At 68.6% G+C, this 23,346-nt stretch carries 21 protein-coding genes; 6 read left to right on the forward strand and 15 right to left on the reverse strand.

Features of this window, described 5'->3' with window-relative positions; translation table 11 throughout:
• Window positions 1-32 precede the first annotated feature (32 nt).
• Window positions 33-419 carry a winged helix-turn-helix transcriptional regulator gene (locus ACIA58_RS25120; protein WP_396406195.1) on the reverse strand — a complete coding sequence of 129 codons (387 nt, stop codon included), beginning with the start codon at window positions 417-419 and terminating at the stop codon, window positions 33-35.
• A 67-nt stretch (window positions 420-486) separates the two neighbouring features.
• Between ACIA58_RS25120 and ACIA58_RS25125 the strand changes: the two genes are divergently transcribed.
• Window positions 487-1,284, forward strand: a complete 798-nt coding sequence (locus ACIA58_RS25125; RefSeq protein ID WP_396406196.1) for an NAD(P)H-binding protein — start codon at window positions 487-489, stop codon at window positions 1,282-1,284.
• Here the strand turns inward: ACIA58_RS25125 and ACIA58_RS25130 are convergent.
• A complete protein-coding gene (locus ACIA58_RS25130) occupies window positions 1,256-1,822 on the reverse strand; it encodes a TetR/AcrR family transcriptional regulator (RefSeq protein ID WP_396406197.1) in 567 nt (188 codons plus the stop codon). The two genes, ACIA58_RS25125 and ACIA58_RS25130, sit on opposite strands and share 29 nt — an antisense overlap.
• Before the next feature lie 96 nt (window positions 1,823-1,918).
• On the opposite strand from ACIA58_RS25130, the gene ACIA58_RS25135 reads away from it, so the two are divergent.
• The 3 genes from ACIA58_RS25135 (at window position 1,919) to ACIA58_RS25145 (ending at window position 8,280) form a co-directional block, all read left to right on the forward strand.
• On the forward strand, window positions 1,919-3,289 hold the full coding sequence (locus tag ACIA58_RS25135; protein WP_396406198.1) for an MDR family MFS transporter: 1,371 nt from the start codon (window positions 1,919-1,921) through the stop codon (window positions 3,287-3,289).
• Between the two features lie 76 nt (window positions 3,290-3,365).
• Window positions 3,366-7,184, forward strand: a complete 3,819-nt coding sequence (locus tag ACIA58_RS25140; protein WP_396406199.1) for a discoidin domain-containing protein — start codon at window positions 3,366-3,368, stop codon at window positions 7,182-7,184.
• Window positions 7,185-7,191: 7 nt separating this feature from the next.
• On the forward strand, window positions 7,192-8,280 hold the full coding sequence (locus ACIA58_RS25145; RefSeq protein ID WP_396406200.1) for a Gfo/Idh/MocA family protein: 1,089 nt from the start codon (window positions 7,192-7,194) through the stop codon (window positions 8,278-8,280).
• 203 nt (window positions 8,281-8,483) lie between these two features.
• Here ACIA58_RS25145 and ACIA58_RS25150 read toward each other — a convergent pair whose 3' ends face one another.
• From ACIA58_RS25150 to ACIA58_RS25185, 8 genes are all read right to left on the reverse strand, one after another.
• The gene (locus ACIA58_RS25150) at window positions 8,484-9,041 is read right to left on the reverse strand and encodes a GNAT family N-acetyltransferase (protein ID WP_396406201.1); all 558 of its coding nucleotides are present in this window, start codon (window positions 9,039-9,041) and stop codon (window positions 8,484-8,486) included.
• Complete coding sequence (locus ACIA58_RS25155; RefSeq protein WP_396406202.1) at window positions 9,038-10,312, reverse strand: ROK family transcriptional regulator; 1,275 nt, start codon at window positions 10,310-10,312, stop codon at window positions 9,038-9,040. Before ACIA58_RS25155 ends, ACIA58_RS25150 begins: the two co-directional genes overlap by 4 nt.
• 56 nt (window positions 10,313-10,368) lie before the next feature.
• Window positions 10,369-11,622, reverse strand: coding sequence for an enolase C-terminal domain-like protein (locus tag ACIA58_RS25160; RefSeq protein ID WP_396406203.1), 1,254 nt, complete (start codon window positions 11,620-11,622; stop codon window positions 10,369-10,371).
• Window positions 11,622-12,497 carry an NAD-dependent epimerase/dehydratase family protein gene (locus ACIA58_RS25165; protein WP_396406204.1) on the reverse strand — a complete coding sequence of 292 codons (876 nt, stop codon included), beginning with the start codon at window positions 12,495-12,497 and terminating at the stop codon, window positions 11,622-11,624. The genes ACIA58_RS25160 and ACIA58_RS25165 overlap by 1 nt, the downstream gene beginning before the upstream one ends.
• Entirely contained in the window at window positions 12,494-13,378 is an 885-nt protein-coding gene (locus ACIA58_RS25170) for a carbohydrate ABC transporter permease (protein WP_396406205.1), read from the reverse strand. Before ACIA58_RS25170 ends, ACIA58_RS25165 begins: the two co-directional genes overlap by 4 nt.
• Window positions 13,375-14,289: a carbohydrate ABC transporter permease gene (locus ACIA58_RS25175; protein ID WP_396406206.1), complete on the reverse strand. Its 915-nt coding sequence runs from the start codon at window positions 14,287-14,289 to the stop codon at window positions 13,375-13,377. Before ACIA58_RS25175 ends, ACIA58_RS25170 begins: the two co-directional genes overlap by 4 nt.
• Window positions 14,290-14,294: 5 nt before the next feature.
• On the reverse strand, window positions 14,295-15,686 hold the full coding sequence (locus tag ACIA58_RS25180; protein ID WP_396406207.1) for an ABC transporter substrate-binding protein: 1,392 nt from the start codon (window positions 15,684-15,686) through the stop codon (window positions 14,295-14,297).
• 130 nt (window positions 15,687-15,816) lie between these two features.
• A complete protein-coding gene (locus ACIA58_RS25185; RefSeq protein ID WP_396406208.1) occupies window positions 15,817-16,527 on the reverse strand; it encodes an alpha/beta fold hydrolase in 711 nt (236 codons plus the stop codon).
• Window positions 16,528-16,655: 128 nt separating this feature from the next.
• Between ACIA58_RS25185 and ACIA58_RS25190 the strand changes: the two genes are divergently transcribed.
• Window positions 16,656-17,027: a VOC family protein gene (locus tag ACIA58_RS25190; RefSeq protein ID WP_396406209.1), complete on the forward strand. Its 372-nt coding sequence runs from the start codon at window positions 16,656-16,658 to the stop codon at window positions 17,025-17,027.
• An 18-nt stretch (window positions 17,028-17,045) separates the two neighbouring features.
• Here the strand turns inward: ACIA58_RS25190 and ACIA58_RS25195 are convergent, their stop codons facing one another.
• From ACIA58_RS25195 to ACIA58_RS25205, 3 genes are all read right to left on the reverse strand, one after another.
• Complete coding sequence (locus ACIA58_RS25195; protein WP_396406210.1) at window positions 17,046-18,101, reverse strand: DUF4185 domain-containing protein; 1,056 nt, start codon at window positions 18,099-18,101, stop codon at window positions 17,046-17,048.
• 241 nt (window positions 18,102-18,342) lie between these two features.
• Window positions 18,343-19,161 carry a sulfurtransferase gene (locus ACIA58_RS25200; protein WP_396406211.1) on the reverse strand — a complete coding sequence of 273 codons (819 nt, stop codon included), beginning with the start codon at window positions 19,159-19,161 and terminating at the stop codon, window positions 18,343-18,345.
• Window positions 19,158-19,811 carry a thymidine kinase gene (locus ACIA58_RS25205; protein ID WP_396406212.1) on the reverse strand — a complete coding sequence of 218 codons (654 nt, stop codon included), beginning with the start codon at window positions 19,809-19,811 and terminating at the stop codon, window positions 19,158-19,160. The genes ACIA58_RS25200 and ACIA58_RS25205 overlap by 4 nt, the downstream gene beginning before the upstream one ends.
• 97 nt (window positions 19,812-19,908) lie before the next feature.
• Here ACIA58_RS25205 and ACIA58_RS25210 point away from each other — a divergent pair, with 97 nt between their 5' ends.
• Window positions 19,909-21,561, forward strand: coding sequence for a S8 family peptidase (locus ACIA58_RS25210; RefSeq protein ID WP_396406213.1), 1,653 nt, complete (start codon window positions 19,909-19,911; stop codon window positions 21,559-21,561).
• On the opposite strand, the gene ACIA58_RS25215 is transcribed toward ACIA58_RS25210, so the two are convergent.
• Both ACIA58_RS25215 and ACIA58_RS25220 read right to left on the reverse strand, forming a co-directional pair.
• Complete coding sequence (locus ACIA58_RS25215; protein ID WP_396406214.1) at window positions 21,558-22,694, reverse strand: alkaline phosphatase family protein; 1,137 nt, start codon at window positions 22,692-22,694, stop codon at window positions 21,558-21,560. The genes ACIA58_RS25210 and ACIA58_RS25215 overlap by 4 nt on opposite strands.
• 15 nt (window positions 22,695-22,709) lie before the next feature.
• A complete protein-coding gene (locus ACIA58_RS25220) occupies window positions 22,710-23,321 on the reverse strand; it encodes a DUF5998 family protein (protein WP_134100156.1) in 612 nt (203 codons plus the stop codon).
• Between the last annotated feature and the right edge of the window lie 25 nt (window positions 23,322-23,346).

Consider the following 23,346-nt stretch of genomic DNA (forward strand, 5'->3'; position numbering starts at 1 on the left):
GAGGTGCGGCGTGCGGCGGGGTGGAGGTGGGGTTAGGGGCGGCGGTTGGGGGGTTGGGTGGTGTCGTAGTGGGTGCGGGACTTTTCGACTTGTGTCAGGTTGGGGGACCAGTCGGCGAGGGCGTGGAAGAGCGGGGCGAGGGTGCGGCCGAGGGGGCTGATCTCGTATTCGACGCGGGGTGGGACCTCGGCGTGGTACTCGCGGAGCACCAGGCCGTCGCGCTCCAGCTGGCGTAGGCGCTGGGTCAGGACCTTCGGCGTGATGACCCCGATGCGGCGCTCGAGCTCGACGAAGCGCTGCCGGCCGTACTCGTTCAGGGTCCACAGGATCGGGGTCGTCCACCGGCTGAAGACCAGGTCGACCACCGGCGCGATGGGACAGGCCTGGACGGGATCAACGTCCGCTGTGGTCTCGCTCACAAACTCGCCTCTCGTCCAGTACTTTCCTCTAGGTACCTACTATCCCACGACAAGTAGCGTCCTCACCATGATCGTGATCACCGGAGCAACCGGCAACGTAGGCCGCCCACTCGTCCAGACCCTGATCGCCGCCGGCGAAGACGTCGTACCCGTCTCGCGCCATGGCGAAGGGCATCAGGCCGACCTGACCGAACCCGAGACCCTCAAGCCCGTACTCGACGGCGCCAAAGCCGTCTTCCTGCTCACCTCCGCCGACTTCCTGGCCGGCGGCAACCTCGAAGGCGTCATCGAGGTACTGCGGACAGCCGGCGTCCCCCGCGTCGTACTCCTGTCCTCGCAGGGCGTCACGACGAAGCGCCACCCTTCCGTCCACGAGGACGCAGTGACCAGGTCGGGCCTGGAATGGACGATCCTGCGGCCGGGCAACTTCGCCAGCAACGCCTTCCAGTGGGCCGACTCCGTCCGGACCCAACGGGCGATGGCTGCACCGTTCGCGGACGTCGCGCTGCCGACCGTCGACCCGGCCGACATCGCCGAGGTCGCGGCGGCCGCGCTTCGCGACCCGGGCCACACAGGCGCCATCTACACGCTGACCGGGCCGGCGGCAATCTCACCGCGTCAGCAGGCCGAGGTGATCGGGACGGCGATCGGCGAGCCGGTCCGGTTCACCGAACTCACCCGGGATCAGGCGCGGACCGGAATGCTGACCTTCATGCCCGAGCCGGTCGTCGAGGCCACACTCGACGTCCTCGGTGCACCGACCGCCGCCGAGCAGCTGGCCAGCCCCGATGTGGCAGCTGTGCTCGGCCGCCCGGCCCGGACCTTCGCCGACTGGGTCACGAGGAACGTCCAGGCGTTCCGCTGACCAGTGGGAGGAACACGTCGTCGACGAGCGACGTGAGAGCCGACGCCGGCAGCGGCTCGCGGGCGAGCAGCATCTCGTGACGCAGCAAGTTGGTGGGCGCGGTGAGGACCCGGTCCGGTACGTCCGCCGTCGGGATCTCACCGCGCTCCGCCGCATGCTTCACGATGGTCCCCATCACGCCGCTCATCCGCGTGTAGACCTCCGGGTCGAGATCCGGCGCCTCGGCCAGCAGCCCGTGGACGACGTCAGGCCCGAGCGTCTCGAACCGGTCGGCCATCCGCTGCAGGACGGCGAGTACGTCGTCGCGCAGGCTGCCGGTGTCCGGGACGTTGCCGATGATCGACCCGGTCCGGTGCCGCATCGCCGCGATCACCAGCTCGGCCCGGTTGTGCCACCGCCGGTACAGCACCTGCTTGCCGGTGTGCGCCCGGGCGGCGACGGCCTCCATCGTCAGCCGCGCGTACCCGGACTCCATCAGCTCGTCCCACGCAGCGTCCAGCAGGACGGCCTCGAGCTCCGCACCCCTCCGACGCTCCACGGAACCAACTCCTCAAGAAGAGACCTTGCGTCTCTTAACGATCCGAGCCTACTCTACAGCGGTAAGAGACGCATCGTCTCTAAGGAGACTTCTCGGATGGCCACAACAACCAAGACCACTCTCGACCGCGGGGTGCTCAAGCTCGCCGCGGTCCTCGTCCTCGGCGCCCTCGCTCCGCTGCTCGACAGCACGATCGTCACCGTCGCGATCCACACCCTCGGCATCGAGCTGCACACCTCGGTGTCCACGGTCCAATGGGTCAGTACGGCGTACCTGCTGGCACTCGCGATGGCGGTCCCGATCACCGGCTGGTCGGCGAACCGCTTCGGCGCCAAACGCATGTGGATCATCGCGCTCGCGCTGTTCCTGATCGGATCGATGCTGTGCGGCATCGCCTGGAACATCGGCTCGCTCATCGCGTTCCGGGTCATCCAGGGCATCGGCGGCGGCCTGATGCTGCCCATCCTGCAGACGCTGCTGCTGCGCGCCGCCGGCCGCGAGCGCATCGGCCGCCTGATGGCCGTGGTCACGCTGCCCGCGCTGGTCGGCCCGATCCTCGGTCCGGTCGTCGGCGGCCTCCTCGTCGGTCACCTCGACTGGCGCTGGATCTTCTACGTCAACGTCCCGATCTGCGTCGCCGCGATCGTCCTCGCCGTACGCACCCTCAAGCCCGACCCCGAGCCGACCGCCGCGGCTCTCGACGTACCGGGCCTGTTGCTCATCTCCCCCGCCCTCGCCGGCATCATCTACGGCCTCAGCCAGGTCGGCGACCGCGGCGGCTTCGGCCACCCGAGCGTCCTGCTGCCGCTCATCCTCGGCGTCATCCTGCTGACCGTCTTCGTCCTGCGACGTACCAGCGAACCGCTCATCGACCTCGCGCTCTTCCGCACGAAGTCCTTCACCGCATCGACCGGCCTCCTGTTCCTCACCGGCTTCGGGCTGTACGGCGCGATGCTGCTTCTTCCGCTCTTCTACCAGCAGGCCCGGGGCGAGACTGTTACCGCAGCCGGCCTCCTGCTCGTCCCGCAAGGCATCGGCAGCGTCATCGCCCGAGCAGCCGGCGGCCTCACCGACCGGACCGGCCCTCGCCCAGTGGTACTCGCGGGCATCGCGCTGACAACCATCGGCACCATCCCGTTCGCCTTCGCCGGTACGTCGTACTGGCTGCTCGGGATCGCCCTGGTCATCCGCGGCGCCGGGCTCAGTGCGGTCAACCTCGCCGTCATGGTCGGCGCCTTCCGCGATCTCGAACCGGTGCAGATCCCGCACGCGAGCAGCACGACGCGGATCATGCAGCAGCTCGGCGGCGCCTTCGGAGCCGCGACGCTGGCCGTCGTCCTCCAGAGTCAGCTCACCGGCCACCCGGCGTCGACGGCGTTCGCGCACAGTTTCGCGTGGGCCGTCGGGTTCACCGTGATCGCCGCCGTACCGGCCCTCTTCCTGCCTGGGCGCCGGGCTCTTGAATAAGTAACACGCTTGGTTTAACTTATCCGCGCAGCTGCTCTCCCCTGTGTACTCCGGTCCGCCACCTGGAGGTTTCCACATGCCCAGAAGCACGCTCAGAAGCACGCTCAGGCGCCTGCTTGCGCGGGTTCTTCCTGCCGTTCTGCTGGCGAGCGTGATCGCTGCCCCGGCAGCACACGCCGCCACCATGTATCCCAGCGGGGTCGGCGCCGATCTCGGCCCGACCCCGACCACCCTCGGCGTGCAGCCTGCCGCCGGCGACGATCCGGCCGGTCTCCGCACCGGCACCGAGCAAGGCCGCACGTACTGGCAGACGAACCAGGCGGCCCGCACCGGCTACCTCGAGTTCGACGTCGATCACGACTACGTGGACGAGATCGGCACCGACGATGTTCTGGTGACGGTCACCTATCTCGACAGCGGCACCGGGACACTCGACCTGCAGTACGACGCCAAGACCAACCCGCAGCAGGACGCCACCGACATCCAGCTGACCGACACCGGCACCTGGAAGACCGGCGTCTTCTCGCTCACCGGCATCGGATTCACCAACCGCCTCGGCGACGCCGACGTCCGCGTGTTCGGAGGCAGCGCCGACATCACGATCGCAAGCCTGCGGATCAGTACCGCGGGCGCCTCGGTCCAGCTCGGCGCCACGCCCGTACAGAACGGCATCAGCCCGCGCGCCGGCGACGACGCCTCACACCTGATCACCGGCGTACAGGACGGTCGTTTGTACTGGCAGACCGACCGCAGCGCGCCGTCACCGGGCACGAGCTTCTTCTACATGAACGTCGCCGACACCTACCTGTACGACAACCACAGCCTGGTGCTGGTGAGCATCGACTACTTCGACGAGGGCAACGGCCAGTTCGGCCTGCACTACGACTCCCCCGGCGACACGATCCCGCAGAAGTTCAAGAACTCCGAGGTCATCAGCTACGGCGACACCAAGACCTGGAAGACCTACACGTTCGCGCTGCCGGACGCGGTGATGACGAACCGCTCGAACGGCGGGGACTTCCGCATCCACAACGGCGACGGAACCGTCGACCTCAAGGTGGCCGCGGTGCGGGTCGCCAAGGTCGCGACCACGCTCGACGTCACCGAAGGACTCGTGGACCTGATCGGCGACGCCACCCGCACCGAGAAGGCGGCGCGCGAAGGCAGCAGGGACGGGCAGTACCCGGTCGGCAGCCGAGCCACCCTGCAGGACGCGATCGACACCGCTCAGGCGATCGCAACCACTCCGGGCGTCACCGACGTACAGGTCAAGGCCGCGCTGACGACGCTGCAGGCCAAGCTCGACGCCTTCACCGCATCGATCGTGGACACCAACTTCGCCGCCGACGGTACGGCGACTGCCAGCACCGGCGCTGCAGCAGCCGTCAACGACGGCGATCACACCACGAGCTGGACCGGTGGTGCGGACTCGTGGCTGCAAATCGATCTGGGCAAGCGGCGGCCGGTCAACGACGTACGCGTCGAGTGGGCCGAGGCCTACTCCCCCGACTACACCGTCCAGGTCTCGAACGACGGCAAGAAGTTCACCAGTGTCGGCCGGACCGGATCGCCCGGCGGCAACCAGTTCAGCCGGACCCGGTTCGCGACCACGAGCGCCCGGTACGTGCGCGTCGCGATGACCGGCGCCGACTCGTTCGTCGTGAAGGAACTCCAGCTGCGGCTCACGCCTGTCGTCACCCCCGAGCCGAAGCTGGTGCAGACCGGCAACCCGACCGAGGACGGCGTCGTCGCCGACTTCGACGCCACGCAGTACGGCGCCGACCGCACCGGCCGCCGGGACTCCACCAAGGCGATCCAGCAGGCGATCTACGCCTGCCAGGACGCCGGCGGCGGCACGGTCTGGCTACCGGCCGGCCAGTACAAGGTGACCGACACGATCGAGGTGCACGCGTTCTGCAGCGTCCGAGGTGATCACGGCGAGAAGCTGGGAACGGGCACCGTGATCGTCGCCGATCTCCCCTCCGGCGACGACGGGCCGAGCCTGTTCCGGATCGGGGGCAGCGCCGGCGTCCTCGGCGTCACGACGTACTACCCGAACCAGAGCGCGACGAACCCGGTCCCGTACAACTACACGTTCGAGATCCCCGGCGGCGCCTGGATCGGCAACGAGAACTACATGATGTCGACCGTCTCCGACGTGACGATGCTGAACTCGTACCGCGGTATCGGGGTCAGCACGATGCCGAACGACCACGGCAACGCGCCGAGCTCCGGGCAGGTGCACGAGTCGACCACGATCCGCAATGTGAACGGCACCGCGCTGTTCGAGGGCGCCCGCGCGTACAACGGCGCCGACGTCGGCACCTGGGAGAACGTTGCCTTCAACAACTCGTACTGGTCGTCGGCGCCCAAAGCCTTCAAACCGCCGCCGCGGCAGGCCCTGGACACCTGGACCCGCGCGCACGGCACGGGCCTCGTCCTCGGCGACCTCGAGTGGGACCAGTTCTACCGGATCAGCCTCGCCGACTACTCAGTCGGCATCCACGTGGTCGCCGGCCAGCGGGCGCAGTTCACCGGCAGCTTCCTCGAGCCCGACGTACGCAGTACCGGGACCGGTCTGCTCGTCGACGTGATGGACGACCGGTGGGGCCTGACGCTGGCCGGCGGGCACGTCGACGGCGGGATCGCCAACAACTCGCAGGGCTACGTGAAGATCACCGGGACCGAGGTCGTCGGCGCGGTCTCCGGGATCGTTCACAGGATGTCCGGCACGGCGCCGACGTACGACCAGAAGCCGCTGCCCAAGCCGGTGCAGAAGCTGTACGTCGTGGATGCGCCGCACGGGGTCGGGTACCTGCCGGCGGCCGATGCGACTCGCAACGTGCAGGCGGTGCTTGATCGCGCCGGTCGTGAGGGCGGCGGCATCGTGTACCTGCCGGCCGGGTGGTACCGGATCAGCACGCATCTGAGCGTGCCGGCGAAGGTCGAGTTGCGCGGCGCGTCCGCCGTACCGAACCGGGACCAGGGCGGCGCGAGCGGTGGGACCGTCCTGCAGGCCTTCGAGCGGAACACCGACACCGCGCTGATCACGCTGAAGAACCGGGCCGGCGTACGCGGGTTGCGGGTCTTCTACCCCGACAACAACCCGGCCAACGGCGTCGTGCCTTATCCGTACGCGATCCGCGGTACGGCCGGCGGCAACTACGTGATCAACGCCGGCTTCCCGAACGCCTGGGACGGGATCGACCTCAGCGGCGACAACGTCGTCGTACGCAAGGTCGCCGGCGCGTTCTTCGACCACGCCATCTCGATCGGGGCAGGTCAGGGCGGCCGGGTCGAGGGCGTGCTGTCGAACGGGAACGCGGTCACCCGGGTCGGGTACCAGGAGCCGTACTGGATGAACGAGGGCGACATCTTCACGCTCGTCATCGACAAGTACATGCGCAAGACGGCGAAGATCGTCACCGTCGACGGGGCCCGTGGCCTGACGCTGCTCGACGTGTTCGCGTACGGCTTCCACGACGGCCTGGTGGTGAACTCCGGGCAGGTCGAGGCGTTCAACCTCGGCACCGACAATCTCGGCACGGACGGGCACACCGTGCAGGTGGGCAGCGGGGACGTCGAGGCGACGAACCTGGCCCGGTACAACGGGGCTACGCTCAGCGGTGCGGCGAGGTTGCACAACGTGATGGTGATCAACGTCGTCCAGCGCAGCGTCGCGGTGCAGGCGAACGGGAACGGCACCGTGACGATCGCGGGGAACGAGTCCGAGCCGGGAAAGTACGAGGTCGGCGCGCAGGTGACCGTGACGGCGGCGCCATCATCGGATAGCGTTTTCCGGAGTTGGACCGTGAACGGGACCGTGGTGTCGACAACGCCGTCGTACACCTTCACCGTCAGCACGGACCAGGTACTGACCGCGAACTTCCAGTAGGAGCGAGATGGCTGACACACAACAGCAGGTCGCGATCGTGGGTTGCGGCATCATCGGCCGGACCCACGCCAAGACCATCGCGGAGCGGCCGGACGCGATCGTCACCGCGCTCGTCGACCCCGACGGCGGCGCCCGCGAGGCACTACGGGCGCAGCTGACCGAGGCCGGACAGCCGGAGCCGAAGCAGTACGACGACCTGACCGCGGCGCTGAGTGGGTCGGATGTCTCGCTCGTCGCGATCTGTACGCCGAGCGGCACCCACGCCGAACTGGCCGAGGTGGCGCTGAACGAGAAGAAGCACGTCATCATCGAGAAGCCGGTCGACGTCGACGTGGCCCGGGCCCGCCGCCTCGGCGCGGCGGCCACCCGGGCCGCGAACCAGGGCGTGACGTCGTCGGTGATCAGCCAGCACCGGTTCGACGCCGGCAGCGCGGTGGTCAAGCAGGCGATCGACGCCGGGCGGTTCGGTCAGCTGACGTCGTGCACGGCCACTGTTGCCTGGTGGCGCAGTGACGAGTACTACGCGCAGGCCGGGTGGCGTGGGACGTGGGCGCTGGACGGCGGTGGAGCGCTGATGAACCAGGGCGTGCACACGGTCGACCTGATGCTGTGGTTCATGGGCCGGCCGGTGAGCATCCAGGCGCAGGCGTTGCGGGCGGCCCACCACGCGATCGAGGTCGAGGACACGGTGGTCGCGACGATCACCTTCGAGAACGGCTCGGTCGGGACGTTGCACGCGACGACCGCGGCGTACCCCGGTGGGCGCACGCGGGTGTCGGTCCACGGCACCGAGGGCGGCGCCGAGGTGGAGGACGACCGCCTCGCGCGCTTCAACGTCGACGGCGCCAAGGACGAGGCGTCCACCGACGTCGGCGATCCCGGCGGCCACAAGGCGCAGTACGACGACATCCTCGCCGCGATCGCCCAGGGCAACCAGCCGGGCGTCACCGTCCAGGACGCCATCGACGCCCTCACCACAGTCCGAGCCGTCTACATCGCCTCGACTCTCCAACGCCCCGTCAAGTTCGAAGACGTCCTCGAAGGCAAGTACGACGACGTCGACGTCTCCCGAGGCATCGGCCTACCCCCCAACTGAACCCGCGCCGACGCGCCCGTGCCCATCTCAGGGGTCAACCCCTGAGATGGCTGAGGGGCGGGTGGTCGTGGGGTGACCCCGGCTGTACTGCCACCAGGTGACTCGCTGGCGGGTTGTTTCGCCGGTGGCTTGTTATTGCGCGCCAGCGGTGAAACAAGCCGCCATCCGGCCGGATCACGCGGCCGGTGGGGGGAGGGGGGCGGTCAGGCGCCGGGCTCGCGGGTGTTGAGGATGCGTTGGTAGAGGTTGCAGTCTTGCCAGTGGCCGTCTATGTGGAGGTAGGTGGGGGCCATGCCGATTTGGTGGAAGTCGGTGCGAGACAGGACGCGTTGGGAGGCGGTGTTGGCGGTTAGGGTGCTTGCCTCTATGCGGTGGAGTTTCAGTTCGGTGTCGGCGATCTCGGCTACTGCTTCGACGGCTCGGGTGGCCAGGCCGCGGCCGAGCGCGTCGGCGGCCAGCCAGTAGCCGAGGGCGGCGCTGCGGAACGGGCCGGGGACCAGATCGCTCAAGGTGATCGCGCCGACGATGCGGTCACCTTCGGCGAGGACCCACGGGACGACCAGGCCGTTCTTGTAGCGCTCGAGCTGGTAGGACATCCGCTCGACCTGACCCGCCGTCGTGAACCACTTCTCGGTCCGCACCGGCTCCCACGGCCGCAGATGTTCGCGGCTGCGGACCTGCGCGTCGGCAAGAGCGGAAGCGTCGTCGAGAGTGCAGATCCGGAGTTGTACGTCGGGAGTCAGCGAACGGGCTTCGATCACTTCGGCAGCCTACGTGCCTGACTGGACCCCGACACGCGAGGGGTGAACGCGTCGTGGAAGATCGTCGACGCCGCCCCGACCGCCGCCGCGTCGGTCTGCAACATCGACTCCTCGACCGCCACCGGCCGCGTCTCTCGCGCCACCGGATGCGCGTTCACCGCCCGCCCGATCTCGGTCAGGAAGATCTCCGAGATCTCCTTCATGTACGCCGGCCCGCCGAGCACCACGAGATCGATGTCCAGCAGATCCACCAGCCCGACAGCGCCCTGCCCGACGACCCGCGCCACCTGGGTGACCGCCTTCACGGCAGCCTCGTCCCCATCAGCCGCCGCCTTGCACACGGCCTTGTACCGCTTGGCCTCGTCGGTCGCGCCCGGGTCGGTCTCGACGTACCCGAACTCCCCAGCGATCACCGGCAACGATGCCGTCGGGTTGCACTCGGGAATCATCCGCGGCCCGTCGACCGGGTCCCACTCCCCCATCCGCAGCGCCGCGATCTGCCCGAACTCGCCCGCGTTCGCCGAACCGCCGCGATAGATCGAGCCGTTCAGGATCAGCCCGCTGCCGACGCCAGTACCGAGATACAGATAGGCGAAGTCCCTCGCCCGCGCCGACCGCCCGATCCACCGCTCACCGATTGCCGCCGCCGTACCGTCCTTCTCCACCAGGACCGGGTGGTTCAACCGCTCCTGCAACAGCTTGCGGATCTTCAGCCCGCGCCAGGCCGGCTGCAGCGGCAGCGCGAGCAGCGACCCGTCGGTGTCGATCGGACCCGGTACGGCGACGCCGACCCCGAGCATGGACTTGGCATCGACCTGGCTGATGCTCAACGCCGCGGTCACCGTCGCCGCGGTCAGATCGATCAGCTTCCCCGCCTCGAGACCGTCGGCGAGATCGACGGTCTCCCGGCGGACGATCCGGCCGTCCAGGTCGACCACCGCGACCGTGAGCAGCTCCGGGTCGATGTGGATGCCGACGGCGTGCGCCGCGTTCGACCGCATCCGCACCGGCGTCCGCGGCTTGCCGAGCCGCTCGGCGCGCTCCTGCGCCTCCTCCACCAGCAGACCTTGCTGGAGCAGGATGCGCAGGATCCGCGACACCGACTGCTGGGTGAGACCGGTCCGGCGGGAGATCTCGGTCCGGCTGATGATGCCGGCCAGCCGGATCGTCTCGATGATCACGGCCTCGTTGAACGAGCCCAGGTCGTACTGGTTCGCACCCGCGCGCCGCAGGCCTTCGAGCTCGGCCAGGTCGTCAACCGAATCGTTCATCTCCACCTCCCCGTCTCACCTCGAGTAGCCGCGATCGTACTGCCCACTGTGCGCGTTTACGGTGCTTCCAGCGCTCCGTCGATCCGGCGTACTCCGGCTGCCCACTCGTCGTGACCGGACAGTTGCGCGGGATAACGGGCGGCCGCCTCCAGGTCGACGTCGATACCCCAGCCGGGCGCCTCGTTCGGCCGCAGCCAGCCGTCCTCGATCCGCAGCGTCCCGGGGAACACCTCGTGCACGGCGTCGTCGTAGATGTGTCCCTCTTGGATGCCGAAGGCAACAGAAGACACGTCGAGCGCGACGTTCGCCGCGGCGCCGATCGGCGAGGTGTCGCCCGGCCCGTGCCACGCCGTCCGCACCCCGGAGATCTCGGCGAGGTCGGCCAGCTTGCGGGCCGGGGTCAGACCGCCGATGTCCGAGACATGCGACCGGATGAAGTCGACGCCGCCGTCCCGGATCAGCCGGACCGCGTCGCCGAAGGACGTCGTGAGCTCACCGACGGCCAACGGAACAGGTGAGGCGGCCCGCACCTCTGGCAGCCGGTCCCACAGCTCCGGCGCGAGCACGTCCTCGAGGAAGAACAACCGGTGCGGCTCCAGCGAGCGAGCCAGCAGCACCGCTTCCTTCGGCGTCAGCCGCGAGTGGACGTCGTGCAGCAGCTCGATGTTGTCGGGCAGCGCGTGGCGCGCCTCGGCGAACAGCTCGGGCGTCGTCCGCAGGTAGTCCCGCGCCGACCAGCCGTTGTGGTACGGCGCGTCCGGGTAGAGCGTGGGCACCCGCGGCGCGCCGTACCCGCCGCCGCCCGGCGTGGACATCTGCAGCCGGATGTGCCGCCAGCCCTGCGCGATCAGCTTCTGGGCGTGCTCGAGCGTCTCCTCGATCGTCTTGCCGCTGGCGTGGATGTAGGTGTCCGCGGCGGCACGGACCTTGCCGCCCAGCAGCTCGTACACGGGCATGCCGGCCCGCTTGCCGGCGATGTCCCACAGCGCCTGGTCGATACCGGAGATCGCGTTGTTGGTGACCGGGCCGCCGCGCCAGTAGCCGGAGTACCCGGCCAGCCGGGTCAGGTCGCCGATGTCACCCGGGTAGCGGCCGACGAGCAGCCGGGACAGGTGCTCGTCGACGAACGTCTGCACCGCCTTCCAGCGCTGGGTGAAGGTGGCGCAGCCCAGCCCGTAGAGGCCGGGCTCGGTGGTCTCGATCTTCACGACCACCAGCGGGATGCCTTGCGGCGCCGTGACGATCGCCTTCACCTCGCGGATCCGGATGTCGTCGCGGACGGGCCACGGCTGGTCGAAGTTCGAAGGCATCAAAGCTCCAGAGGAAGAGTGGGTAGGTCGAGTTCGTGCTTGGCCCGGAAGCCGAGCACGGTTCGGATGGCGGTCAGGTCGATCGGCACCTCGCGGCCGACGAACCGCCGCGACCGGGGCACGTCCGGCGCGAACGCGTCGAGCAGGTCCTCGGTCGCGTACGGCGCGATGGTGGTGTCCGCGGCGACGAAGAAGGTATGAGCGCCGGACAGCGACGCGGTCAGCCCGAGCTCGACGGCGTACGCCGAGTCCCGGGTGTCCAGATAGCTCCACGCCTCCCGCAGTCCGCCGGCCGGCTTCACCCGGATATTGTCGGCCATCCGCTGGAGCACGTCCGGCGAGTTCACATGCGGGAACCGGAACGAGACCACGTCGATCCCCCACCGGCGCCACGCCATCCGGGCGGTGTTCTCGTCGTTCTGCTTCGACAGCGAGTACCAGTCGGCGACGTCGGTCGGCGCCTTCTCGTCCCACGGGAAGTACGGCTGGCGGATCTCGTGCGGGTTGAACGGGACGCCGGTCGCGTTGATGCTGCTCGCGATCACCGCCCGGTCGATGCCGAGCGCGCCGGCCTGCGCGAGCACGTTGAACGTCGACACCACGTTGATCGAGTAGACGTCGTACGGCGAGCCGGCGGACGGGTGCGGCAGCGCCGCCAGGTGGACGACGTACTCCGCACCCTCCAGCGCCCGGGCCACGTCGGTCTCGGACCGGGTGTCGCCGATCAGCACCCGGTCCGCCTTCAGGTCCGGGTGCTCGACGTTCGACAGGGCGGTCACCTTCGCACCCAGTCCGTTCAGGTGCTCGACCGTGACCAGCCCGATCCGGCCGGCGGCCCCCGTGACCAGCACGCGCCGGCCGTTCAGTTCACTCACTCTTTGATGCCTCCTGCCATTCCCACACCGCGCAGGAATTGTTTCTGGAACAACAAGAACAGCACCACAGGTATCAGAACCGCGAGGAACAACGCGCTCATCTGCAGCGAGATCTCTGTGGTCTTCTGCACACGCGGCAGGGCGACCGAGATCGGCTGCAGCGTCGGGTCGGGCAGCACGAGCAGCGGCCAGAGGTACTCCTTCCACGAACCGATGACCGTGAGCAGTGCGACAACCCCGACGATCGGCTTGGACAGCGGCAGGATCAGCGCCGTGAACAGCCGCACGTTGCTCGCGCCGTCGATCCGGGCGGCCTCGATCAGCTCGCGCGGGATCGAGTCGAAGTACCGCTTCATGATCAGGACGTTGAACGCGCTCGCCGCCGACGGGAGCCAGACCGCCCAGAACGTGTTCTGCAGGCTGATGTGGAGCAGCGGCATGTCGAGAACGGTCATGTACAGCGGGACCAGTGAGATGACACCGGGCAGGAACAGTGTGGCGAGCACGGCGCCGGTGACGACCGGGCCCCACTTCGGCCGCAGGATGCTCAGCACGAACGCTCCCGTCGTACACACGAACAGCGTCGAGATCATCGAGCCGATGGCGATGAACGCCGTGTTGCCGAGGTACGCGCCGATCTGGACGCGGTTCCAGGCGTCGGGGATGTTCTTCAGCTGGATCCCCGACGGCCACAGCTGCATCGGGCCGCTGAGGATGTCCTGACTGGTGGAGACGCCGGACTTGAGCAGCCAGAGCAGCGGCCCGACGCCGGCGATCGCGACGGCGATGAAGATCAGCACCTGGATCGCCGGCAGGCCGTAGCGGATCAGGCCGCGCTGCCGGTCGGCTGTGGAGATGATTCCGCGCTCGGACATGCTCATGTCGTGCTCCAGCGGCGAGTGACGAAGTGGTAGACCACCGACAGCGCGCACAACACCCCGGCGAGCAGCACGCTGAGCGCCGTCGCGGCGCCGAAGTCCCCGTTGACGAACGCGTACCGGTAGATCAGCAGCAGCACCGTCATCGTGGCGTTGTTCGGACCGCCGCCGGTGAACAGGAACGGCTCGGTGAACACCTGGAACGTCCCGATCAGCTGCAGCAGCATCATGATCAGGATGATTCCGCGGATCTGCGGCAGCGTGACGTGCCAGACGCGGCTCCAGATCCCCGCGCCGTCCAGCTCGGCCGCCTCGTACAGCTCCGTACGTACGCCGGTCAGCGCCGCCAGGTAGATGATCGAGGTGGCGCCCGCGCCGGCCCAGGTCGCCTCGAGCACGATCGCCGGCATCGCCAGGCTCTGCGAGTTCAGCCAGGCGAACGGGCCGATCCCGAACCAGCCGAGGATCGAGTTGAAGACGCCCGCACCACTCGGGTCGTAGAAGAACGTCCACAACAGGATCGCGGCCACCGGCGGCACCACGGCCGGCAGGTACGAGAGCACGTTGTACAGCCAGCCGGTCTTGCGCAGCTCGCTGATGAACACGGCCAGGAACAAGGGCACCGGGAAGCCGAAGATGAGCGCGAGGAAGGCGAAGTACAGCGTGTTCAGGGCCGCCTGCGGGAGCTGCGGGTCGGTGAGCACGTAGCTGAAGTTCGACCACCCGACCCACTCGGCGGGGGTGACCAGGTTGTTCTTCTGGAAGCTGAGCACCAGTCCCCGGACGATCGGGCCCCAGGAGAAGTACAGGAAGATCAGTACCAGGGGCAGGCCGAAGAAGATGCTACTGAGCCCGCCGGAGCGGTACCAGGTGGTAACGCTCCGGCCGGACTTCTGGGTTCTTTGCTGGAACATGTGGACTACCGCGCCAGGCGTGCGTCGATCTTCGAGGCGGTGTCGCTCAGTAGCTTGTCGATGTCCGCGTCCTTCTTGGTCAGCACCTGCTGGACCACCGGGTCCAGCAGCGAGTAGACCTCCTGGCCCTTGTTCGACGGCTCGGGCAGCAGTTTGAGCGACGTGGTCGAGTCGATGTAGCCCTGGAACTGCTTGACCGGGACGTTGACGTACGGCTCACGCCACTTGTTGTACTGGTCGTACGTCGCCTGGCTCAGCGGGCTGATGCCCGGGCGGCCGACGAAGCCCTTGTCCGCGATCGTGGTCTTCGCGTCCTGCACGGCGACCGCTTCGGAGGTGTACTTGTCGAACTGGTCGAACTTGATCCACTTCAGCGCGGCGACGATCTCGTTCTTGGTCGCCTTCGGGCTGATCATCTTCAGCGAGCCACCGGTCAGCGTGCCGTACGGGCCGCCGTCCTGCGGCAGGGCGGCCTCGCCGAAGTCGGCGGGCTTCATGCCGAACTGCTTCACGCTCATGTCGTAGGCGTCCGGCGCCTGCAGGACCATGCCGATCTTGCCGGCCGCGAAGTCCTGGCGGACCTCCTCCTGGTTGTACAGGAAGCGGCTGCCCATCGAGTTGTCGGTCCAGCGCATGTCCTTCAGCAACTGCAGCGCCTTCTTGGTCGGCGCGTCGTTGAAGGTCGACTTCTTGCCGTCCTGGCTCTCGACCGTGCCGCCCATGCTGTAGGTCATCGTGGTCAGCATCCAGCCGCCGGTGTTGTTGGTGGTCAGCTGCGAGTACCCCGCCTTGCCGGTCTTGTCGTGGATCTGCTTGGCGTACTGCCGGACCTCGTCCCACGTCGTCGGCGGCTTGTCCGGGTCCAGACCGGCCTGCTTGAACAGATTGCGGTTGTAGGCCAGGCCGACCGAGAACACGTCGACCGGCACGCCGTAGATCCGGCCGTTGGCGTCCTGCACGATCTTCAAGACGTTCGGGTTCAGGTCCTTGGTCAGGTCGACCGTCTTCAGCTCGTCGGTGATGTCCGGCAGCTGCTTGTTCGGGATCATGTTGGCCGGCTCGGTGAAGCTGATGTTCATCACCGTCGGCAGCGTGCCGCCGGCCACCTGCGCCTGGAACGTCTGCGCCTGCCAGCTGGTCTCGGTGGACTTCACGGTGATGTTCGGGTTCTTCGCGGTGAAGTCTTTGATCTTCTGGTTGAACGCCTTCAGATCGTTCGGCTTGTCGGGGGTCGGGCGGTCCCCGATCGTGATGGTGACCGGCGCGTTCTGGTCGACGGCGCCGCCGGCGCCGCCGGACGCCGACGGCGTCGTGCCCTTCGCACAGCCGGCCGCAAGCATCAGCCCGGCAACCCCCAGGGCGGTGCCGTACCGGCCCCACCTGCTCACTCTCGCCATCGGAACTCCTCAGGTTTCCGGATGCCGCCGATGTGCTCTGAGCCACACACCGGCCAGGTCCCGAGTAAGTTAAACCAAGGGTGTTACTAACTCAAGACCCAGACGGGCACTTTTGCGGTAACGGTTTCGCTCAGGGGTTGAGGTCACCCATCGGCATGAACTTCCGCACCTGCTGATCGGCGAGGAAATCGAGCAGCAGCCGGTTCACCACCTCGGGTTTCTCCAGCGGCAGGCCGTGCGACGAACCGGGTACGACGGCGACCTGAGCGTCCGGGATCGCCCGGGCGACCTCCGCGGTGTGCTCGATCCGGACGCAGTCGTCGTCACCCTGCATCAGCAGCACCGGCATCGGCAGCGCCTGCAGCGTGGTGAGGTCGACGTCCGGGAGGGTCTCCCACATCTGCTGCCACTTGGCGAAGACGACCTCGAAGTGCTCGGGGCCATCCGGCGACAGCGGCTCGTACAGCTGACGGAAGAAGGTCTTGAGGGAATCCAGACCTTCGGGTGTGAGAAGTGCCTGGTTGGCGACGGTCCCGCCGGCCTCGGTCAGCTCAGCGCCGATCAGCACCAGCTTGCGGACCAGGTCCGGCCGGTTCAGCGCGAGGCTCATGCCCACCTTGCCGCCGTCGCTCCAGCCGATCACGTACACCGGACCGAGCTCGAGAGCCTCGATGAAGGCCGCCGTGTCCGCCGCGAAGATCTCCATCGTCACCGGCCCGTCGACATCCGGACTCCGGCCGTGCCCCCGACGCTCCGGAACCAGGACCCGATACCGCTCAGCCAGCCCAGCGCGCTGCGCCTGCCAACTGTCCGCACCCCCTCCCCCGCCATGCAGCAGCACAACCGGCTCCCCGGTCCCTGCCTCGTCGTAATAGGTCCGCGTTCCCCGTGCATCGGCGTACATGCTTGTCGAACGACCGGATCACGCTCCGACGTTCCCTACGACAACCGACCCCGAGAAGGAGAACCATGCCGAACCCCGCTGTGCACTTCGAGATCACCGGGACCGATCCGGCCCGGCTCCACGCCTACTACGCGGACCTCTTCGGCTGGACCTTCCAGCTCGGTGACACCGTGTCCGAGCAGGTCTCGGAGCCCGGGCAGTACGGCTTCGTCGACGCGAGCATCGCCGGCCTGAACGGCGGTGTCGGCGGTGGCCCCTCGCTCCAGGCGAAGGTGTTGTTCTACGTGGGCGTCGACGATGTCGGGGCCGCGCTGGAGCAGGCCGAGGCGCTGGGTGGGCAGCGGGTCTTCGGCCCGGACGGTGTGCCCGGCAAGCTGGTGGTCGCCCAGTTCACCGACCCCGAGGGCAACCTGATCGGCCTTGCCGGACCGGCCTGAAGCGATGGTGCTCGAGTTCTAGCCGAAGCCTCGGACGCGGAACTGCATCACGTGGTAGGGCCAGCCGTCGGCGGTGTTCCACTGGCTCACGGACAGGTGCATGTCCGACAAGGTGGAACCGGGGATGACGTACCCGCCGTACAGCTGGGCCACGTGATTGTCGTCCTCGGAGCCCCACGCGCCGCCGTAGATCAGGGTCTGGCGGTATGCCGTGTAGAGGTTGGAGGTCGGCGTGTCCATGATGATGCCGTCGATCCGGTAGTCGCCGGCGTTGAACCAGGTCAGGACCCACTTGCCGCCGAGCGGGCGCAGGCTCATCTCGCCGAAGCTCCCGGACAGGATCGGCGTGGCCGGATTGCCCCACGCCCACACCCCGTCGCGATAACCCCACGGCTCGTACGCCGCCGGGTTCGCGATCTGGTCGGCGCGGACCCGCTTGAGGATGATCGGCTTGTCGCGCTGGAACCCGGTCGAGTAGACGTACACGTACCCGTCGTTCCCGAGCCCCCAGGTCAGCAGCTGGAACAACCCGCCGTCGATGCCCGGGTCGAACTTCGCGCCGGTGTGGTACCAGCTGGCTCCCGAGTTGTCCGAGCGCCAGATCTCGGTCCACACGACGTTCCCGAGGCCCTTGTTCACCATCGCGTGCAGGTACATCGACCCGCCGATCGTGATCACGTCCGACGGCAGCACGGTCGAGAACGTCGGATTGTCGTGCGGGTAGTCCCACAGCTGCTGCGCCGCGTCTCCCCCGACCGCGCCCGACCATTTCACGCCGCTGCTCAGATCCGTCGTCGTCGACCACAGCGCGACCGGCGACCGCCACCATCCCCCGCCGACGGCCGGCTGCTCGAAGGTGTCCCCGAACATGAACAGCAGCCGCCCGTCCGGCGTACGCGCGGGAATCCCCAGATCGGTCGCGGCCATCCGGAACCGGTCGGTCAGGGCCGGCCCGGTCAGATCGGCCACCTTGTTGGTCAGGACCGCTTGCGTGCTCGCGAAGGCCCGGGACGGAACGGCGGCGAGTACGCCGGCGCCGACCGCGGCGCGGAGGAACGTGGATCGCTTCATCATCGACTGTCTCCCAGGGGCGGTGGTGAATGGGAAATCGATTTCTGACTCTCCAGCAGCGGGGTCGCTATGTCAAGGGTTGACCAACACGGCCGCCCCTGGGTGAACTGCTTCCGCTGAGTGGCGTTGAGCGCCTTCGTCAGCTCACTGATCCGGCGGGCGATCTGCGCCTCGCCTCCTCGGCCAGGCGCCGTCCGGCCGGAGTCAGCGCGACGAGTACGCCGCGCCCGGTGAGCGCGTCGTACTAGTCCCCTGGCCCGGTTGCGACCGGACGGGCGGGGTCGGTGATCCACTCGGACCAGCTGCCGATGTAGACGTTGGCGGGGAGGCCGGCGGTCTCCAGAGCGAGGGCTTCGTGGGCGGCGGTTACGCCGGAGCCGCAGTAGACGGCGGTGTCGCCGTCGGGTGTGACGCCCAGGTCTTCGAAGCGGGCCCGCAGGTCGGCGGCGGGCAGGAAGCGGCCGGTCTCGTCGACGTTGGCGGTCGTCGGTGCGTTCGTCGCGCCGGGGATGTGGCCGGCGACCGGGTCCATGGGCTCGACGTCGCCGGCGAAGCGCTCAGGGGCACGGGCGTCCAGCAGGATGCCCTTCGCGGCGACCTCGGCTGCGCCGTCGGCATCGAGTACGGGCAAGTGGCCCGGCGTCGCGGTGAAGGTGCCGGCGCCATCGGCCGGCGCTTCCACGCCGACCTCTCCCCCGGCGGCTTTCCATGCGGCCAGGCCGCCGTCCAGCACGCGTACGTCGGTCAGCCCGAAGTACCGGAAGATCCACCAGGCGCGGGCGGCGGACATGGAGTTGGCGGCGTCGTACACCACGACCGGGGAGTCGGCGGACGTAATGCCGAGGCGGCGGAACGTCGCGGTCACGATCGTTGCGTCAGGCAACGGGTGACGGCCGGCGCCGGGCGGGCCGGCGAGCTCGGTGTCGAGGTCGACGAAGTACGCGCCGGGCAGGTGACCGGCGTCGTACGCCTCCTTGCCGGGCGGACCCGCCAGGTTCCACGTCACGTCCGCAAGCACGGGCGACAGCGTGCGCAGTTCGTCAACGGTGATCAACGCACTCATGAAGCAGCTCCTCCGAAGGGCAGGACTTCCGGGGACAAGGTGGCGCGGGCGCGGGCCTGGGTGAGACGGCGGCGGTGGTGCCGGCGGCAGAGCACCTCGTACGCCGGCTCGAGGTCGCGCGTCACCATGTCGCCCACCACCAACTGCTCGCCCTCGGTCACCATCTCCCCACCGATCGTACGGGCGTTGTGCGTGGCCCGTTCACCGCACCAGCACAAGGCTTCGACCTGGAGCAGCTCCATCCGGTCGGCGAGCTCCACCAGCCGCGCCGAACCCGGGAACAACGTCGCCCGGAAGTCGGTCAGGATCCCGAAGCAGAACACGTCGATCTGCAGTTCGTCGACCAGTCGGGCCAGCTGCTCGATCTGCAGCGCACTGTAGAACTGCGCCTCGTCGCACACCGCGTAGTCGAGCCTTCCGCCCTGGGTGAGCTCGTTGACGACGTAGTCCCAGAAGTCGAACTCCGGCCGCACCTCGACCGCCTCCGCGGACAGGCCGAGCCGCGACGAGAGCACCGAGTCTCCCGCGCGGTCGTGGCTGGTGAAGATCCGGCCGAGCCGTCCTCGCGCCTTGTGGTTGTGATCCATCTGGAGGGCCAGCGTCGACTTGCCGCAGTCCATGGTCCCGGTGAAATAGAGGAGCTCAGCCACGGGCGATCATCCTGCCAAGTCAATGGTTCGCCCCGCACCCCGGGGTGTGTCGCCGGGGGCCGCTTGGTTCTGAGCCCTCCTACGGTTTGAATGGATCGTGCGCAAAGCTCTGCTTCTCTTCCTCGCGGTCTGTCTGGCTCTCGCCACCACCGCCACCACCACCCTGCCGGCCGGTGCGGCGCCGGTCCGGGCCGCAGCAGGGCTCCGTGCGTACTTCGTGATCACCGAGCCGGGCCAGACCGGAAAGGTCACCGGAGCCGTCACGCAGAACGGCGGCACCGTCTACGCGACGTACGACGCCATCGGGGTGATCGTGGCGCACTCGACCGCCTCGGACTTCGTCGCCAAGATGCGTGACGTCGCCGGTGTCCAGAAGGCCGGAGCGACCCGGACGACGGACCTCCCCGCCGACGTCGCGAACCCGGCCATCCCGTCCGCGGTGCCGGAGACCGCGACTACCGCTCCCGAGTCGGATCGCGCCGACATGACCCAGATCGGCGCCGACCGGGCCTGGCAGAAGAACCTGGGCTCCAAGAGCGTGACCGTCGGCGTCCTGGACACCGGCGTGGACGACCAGCACCCGGATCTGAAGGCGAACTTCGACGCGTCGAAGTCGGCGTCCTGCGCCTACGGCAAGGCCGACACCCGGCCCGGCGCGTGGCGGCCGGTGGGCGAGCACGGCACCCATGTGGCCGGCACCATCGCCGGCGCCAAGAACGGCATCGGCATGATCGGCGTCGCCCCCGGCGTGAAGGTGTCGTCGATCCGGATCGCCGAGGCCGGGACCCAGCTGTTCTTCCCGGAGGACACGGTGTGCGCGTTCATGTTCGCCGCCGACAAGGGCGTCTCGGTGACGAACAACAGCTACTACGTCGACCCGTGGTTGTTCCTGTGCCCGAGCGACAAGGACCAGGACGCGATCGCCGAAGCCGTCCGCCGGGCCGTCGCGTACTCCGACAGCAAGGGCGTCGTCAACGTCGCCGCCGCCGGCAACGAGGACTACGACCTGGCCAACAAGTCCGGCGACGACTCCAGCCCGGACGATTCGACCGCTGCGCCGCGCACCGTCACGAACGACTGCATCAGCCTGCCGACCGAGCTGCCGAGCGTGGTCGTGGTCGCGTCGGTCGACCCGACCGGTCTGAAGTCGCAGTTCTCGAACTTCGGGGTGAACAAGATCAACCTGGCCGCCCCGGGTGAGGACGTGTACTCGACCGTGCCGGGCGGCGGCTACAAGATCCTCGAAGGTACGTCGATGGCGTCGCCGCACGTCGCCGGTGTCGCGGCCCTGCTCCGCAGCGTCGATCCCAAGCTCTCCGTCGCCGAGGTCCGCGCCCGTCTCGCCCAGCAGGCCAATGACCTCGCCTGCCCCACCGGCGCCACCGGCGAGTGCGTCGGCCCGACCACCAACAACTCGTACTACGGCGAGGGCCTCGTCGACGCCGCCGAGGCGGTCGGCGCCGCATCGTCGCAACCCCACGGCGCGATCGCGATCACCGAGCCCTCCGAGCAGATCGGCGTCGGTGGCGTCCCAGCGATCCCCCTGCTGATGAAGGGCACCGGCGGCTCCGGCGACATCAGCTACACCGCCGCCGGCCTTCCGCCGGGCCTCAGCATCGACCCTGAACGCGGCTGGATCACCGGCGTTCTCACCCCAGGCTCAGGTCGGTACAAGGTCACCGTCATCGCCCGCGACGGCGAGGCCAAGACCGCGCAGACCACCTTCTACTGGGACGTCTGGAGCTTCTAGCCCTGCGTCGCGCTCCCGGCGTCGACGAGGAGCGGGATCTCCATCTCGTCGGCGGTCAGGGAGCCGTGCAGGCCGATCAGGTTCGCCTCTTGGGCGTGCCGGCGGGACGCCACGAGCGCCACCGGGCCCAGCGACGCGACGATGACGTCCCCGAGGCGGGGTGCGACCCGATCCTCGACCGGGCCGAACCAGCCCCCGGCGATCGCGTCCGACCGGGACAGGACCAAGGCCTTGTCGCCGAGACGCTCGGTGTAGGTGGCGATGACATCAGCCTCGGCGCCCGGAACGCAGTACAGATGACGGAAGCGGGACTCGCCGCCGACGACGCGCACACCGTCGGTCAACGCCGGCTCGGCGTCGACGTCCACGCGGTGCTCGGGCGCGATGTCGATCATCCCGTGGTCGGCGACGACGAGCAGGACGGCGTCGCGTGGCAAGGCGTAGCGGACCTGTTGGGCGAAGTCGTCGGCCGCGGCCAGCTCCTTCTGCCACTGCCACGAGTCGCAGCCTTGTTGATGGCCGATGTAGTCGAGCTGGGAGTCGTACACATAGACCAGCGATGACCGGCCTTCACGACTCGCGAACCGGGTCGCGTCCAGCCGATCCTCGACCGTGTCCGCGCCGCGGTGCGCACTCCCCCGGAAGGCGGCGGCAGTCAGACCGGACGAGTCGAACCGGGCCTTGCTCACGTTGCGAGTCGCTACACCGGCGGCGGCCGCCCGGTCGAAGACCGTGCCGTGCGGCTGCCAGCGTCGTGGGTCGACCGGAGCGTCCCAGGCCAGCGCATTCAGCAGGTCTCCGGTCTCCGGGACGATCGACGTGTAGCCGACGATCCCGTGCGCGCCGGGCGGCAGGCCCGTGCCGAGGCTGGTCAGGCTCACCGCGGTCGTCGACGGTACCCCGGCCGTCAGGCTCCGGCTCGCCGGGATCAGCGAGGACAAGTACGGCGCGGCCTCGGCGTACCGCTGGAGCAACCTCCACCCGAGGCCGTCGAGCAGCAGTACGGCGTACCGCGATGCGGGCGGCAGGCCGAGGACGTTCGTCTCGCCCGGGACCGAGAGCGCACCGGCCACCGACGGCAGCACATCGGCGAGCGATCCGCCGCCGTACTGCGGGGAAACCGGGACGATCACCTGTCGATCACCGGACTACCGGCTGGTCGCGAACGACAACGCTTTGGCGAACTCGAGCACCTGCTGGATCCCGGCCGGCCCGTCCGCCGCGGCGCTGATCCGCAGCGAGATGTCGTCGGCCGCGACCGAGCCGGTGTAGCCGTGGTCGGCCTCGCAGTTCGGGTCCGCGCAGACGGCCGGCTCGAGGTCGATCCGGTTGACCATCCCCCAGCCGATCGTCAGCACCACTTCGCCGGCGCCGGCGACGGCCGGGTCCGACTTGCCCGAAGCGTAGCCGGCCGGATTCGGGACGACGCGGTTCACGACCACGGCGTTCACCCGGTGCAGCGGGATCGCCTCGGTGGAGGTCGACGCATACGGCGCGCGGATCAGCTCGTCGGCGGCGTGCTCGTCGGTGTGGCCGACGATCAGCCGGCTCGGCGTCAGCGCCAGGATGGTGATGTGCCGCCGGACCTCGTCGCGGTCGAACGTCGGCTCGTGCTGCAGCACGTAGGCCCGGATCGGCTCGCCGGCGATCGCCACCTCGAGCGAATCCGTCACCACGTCGGGGTAGTAGCCACACCGATCGATCGCCTCGCGCAGGTCCGCGGATGCGTCCGCGAGCTCCGGTGCATTCAGGTCACGCATGCCCTCATCCTTGCACGATCGCGAT

Source organism: Kribbella sp. NPDC051586 (genome assembly GCF_044453965.1).
Taxonomy (GTDB): domain Bacteria; phylum Actinomycetota; class Actinomycetes; order Propionibacteriales; family Kribbellaceae; genus Kribbella.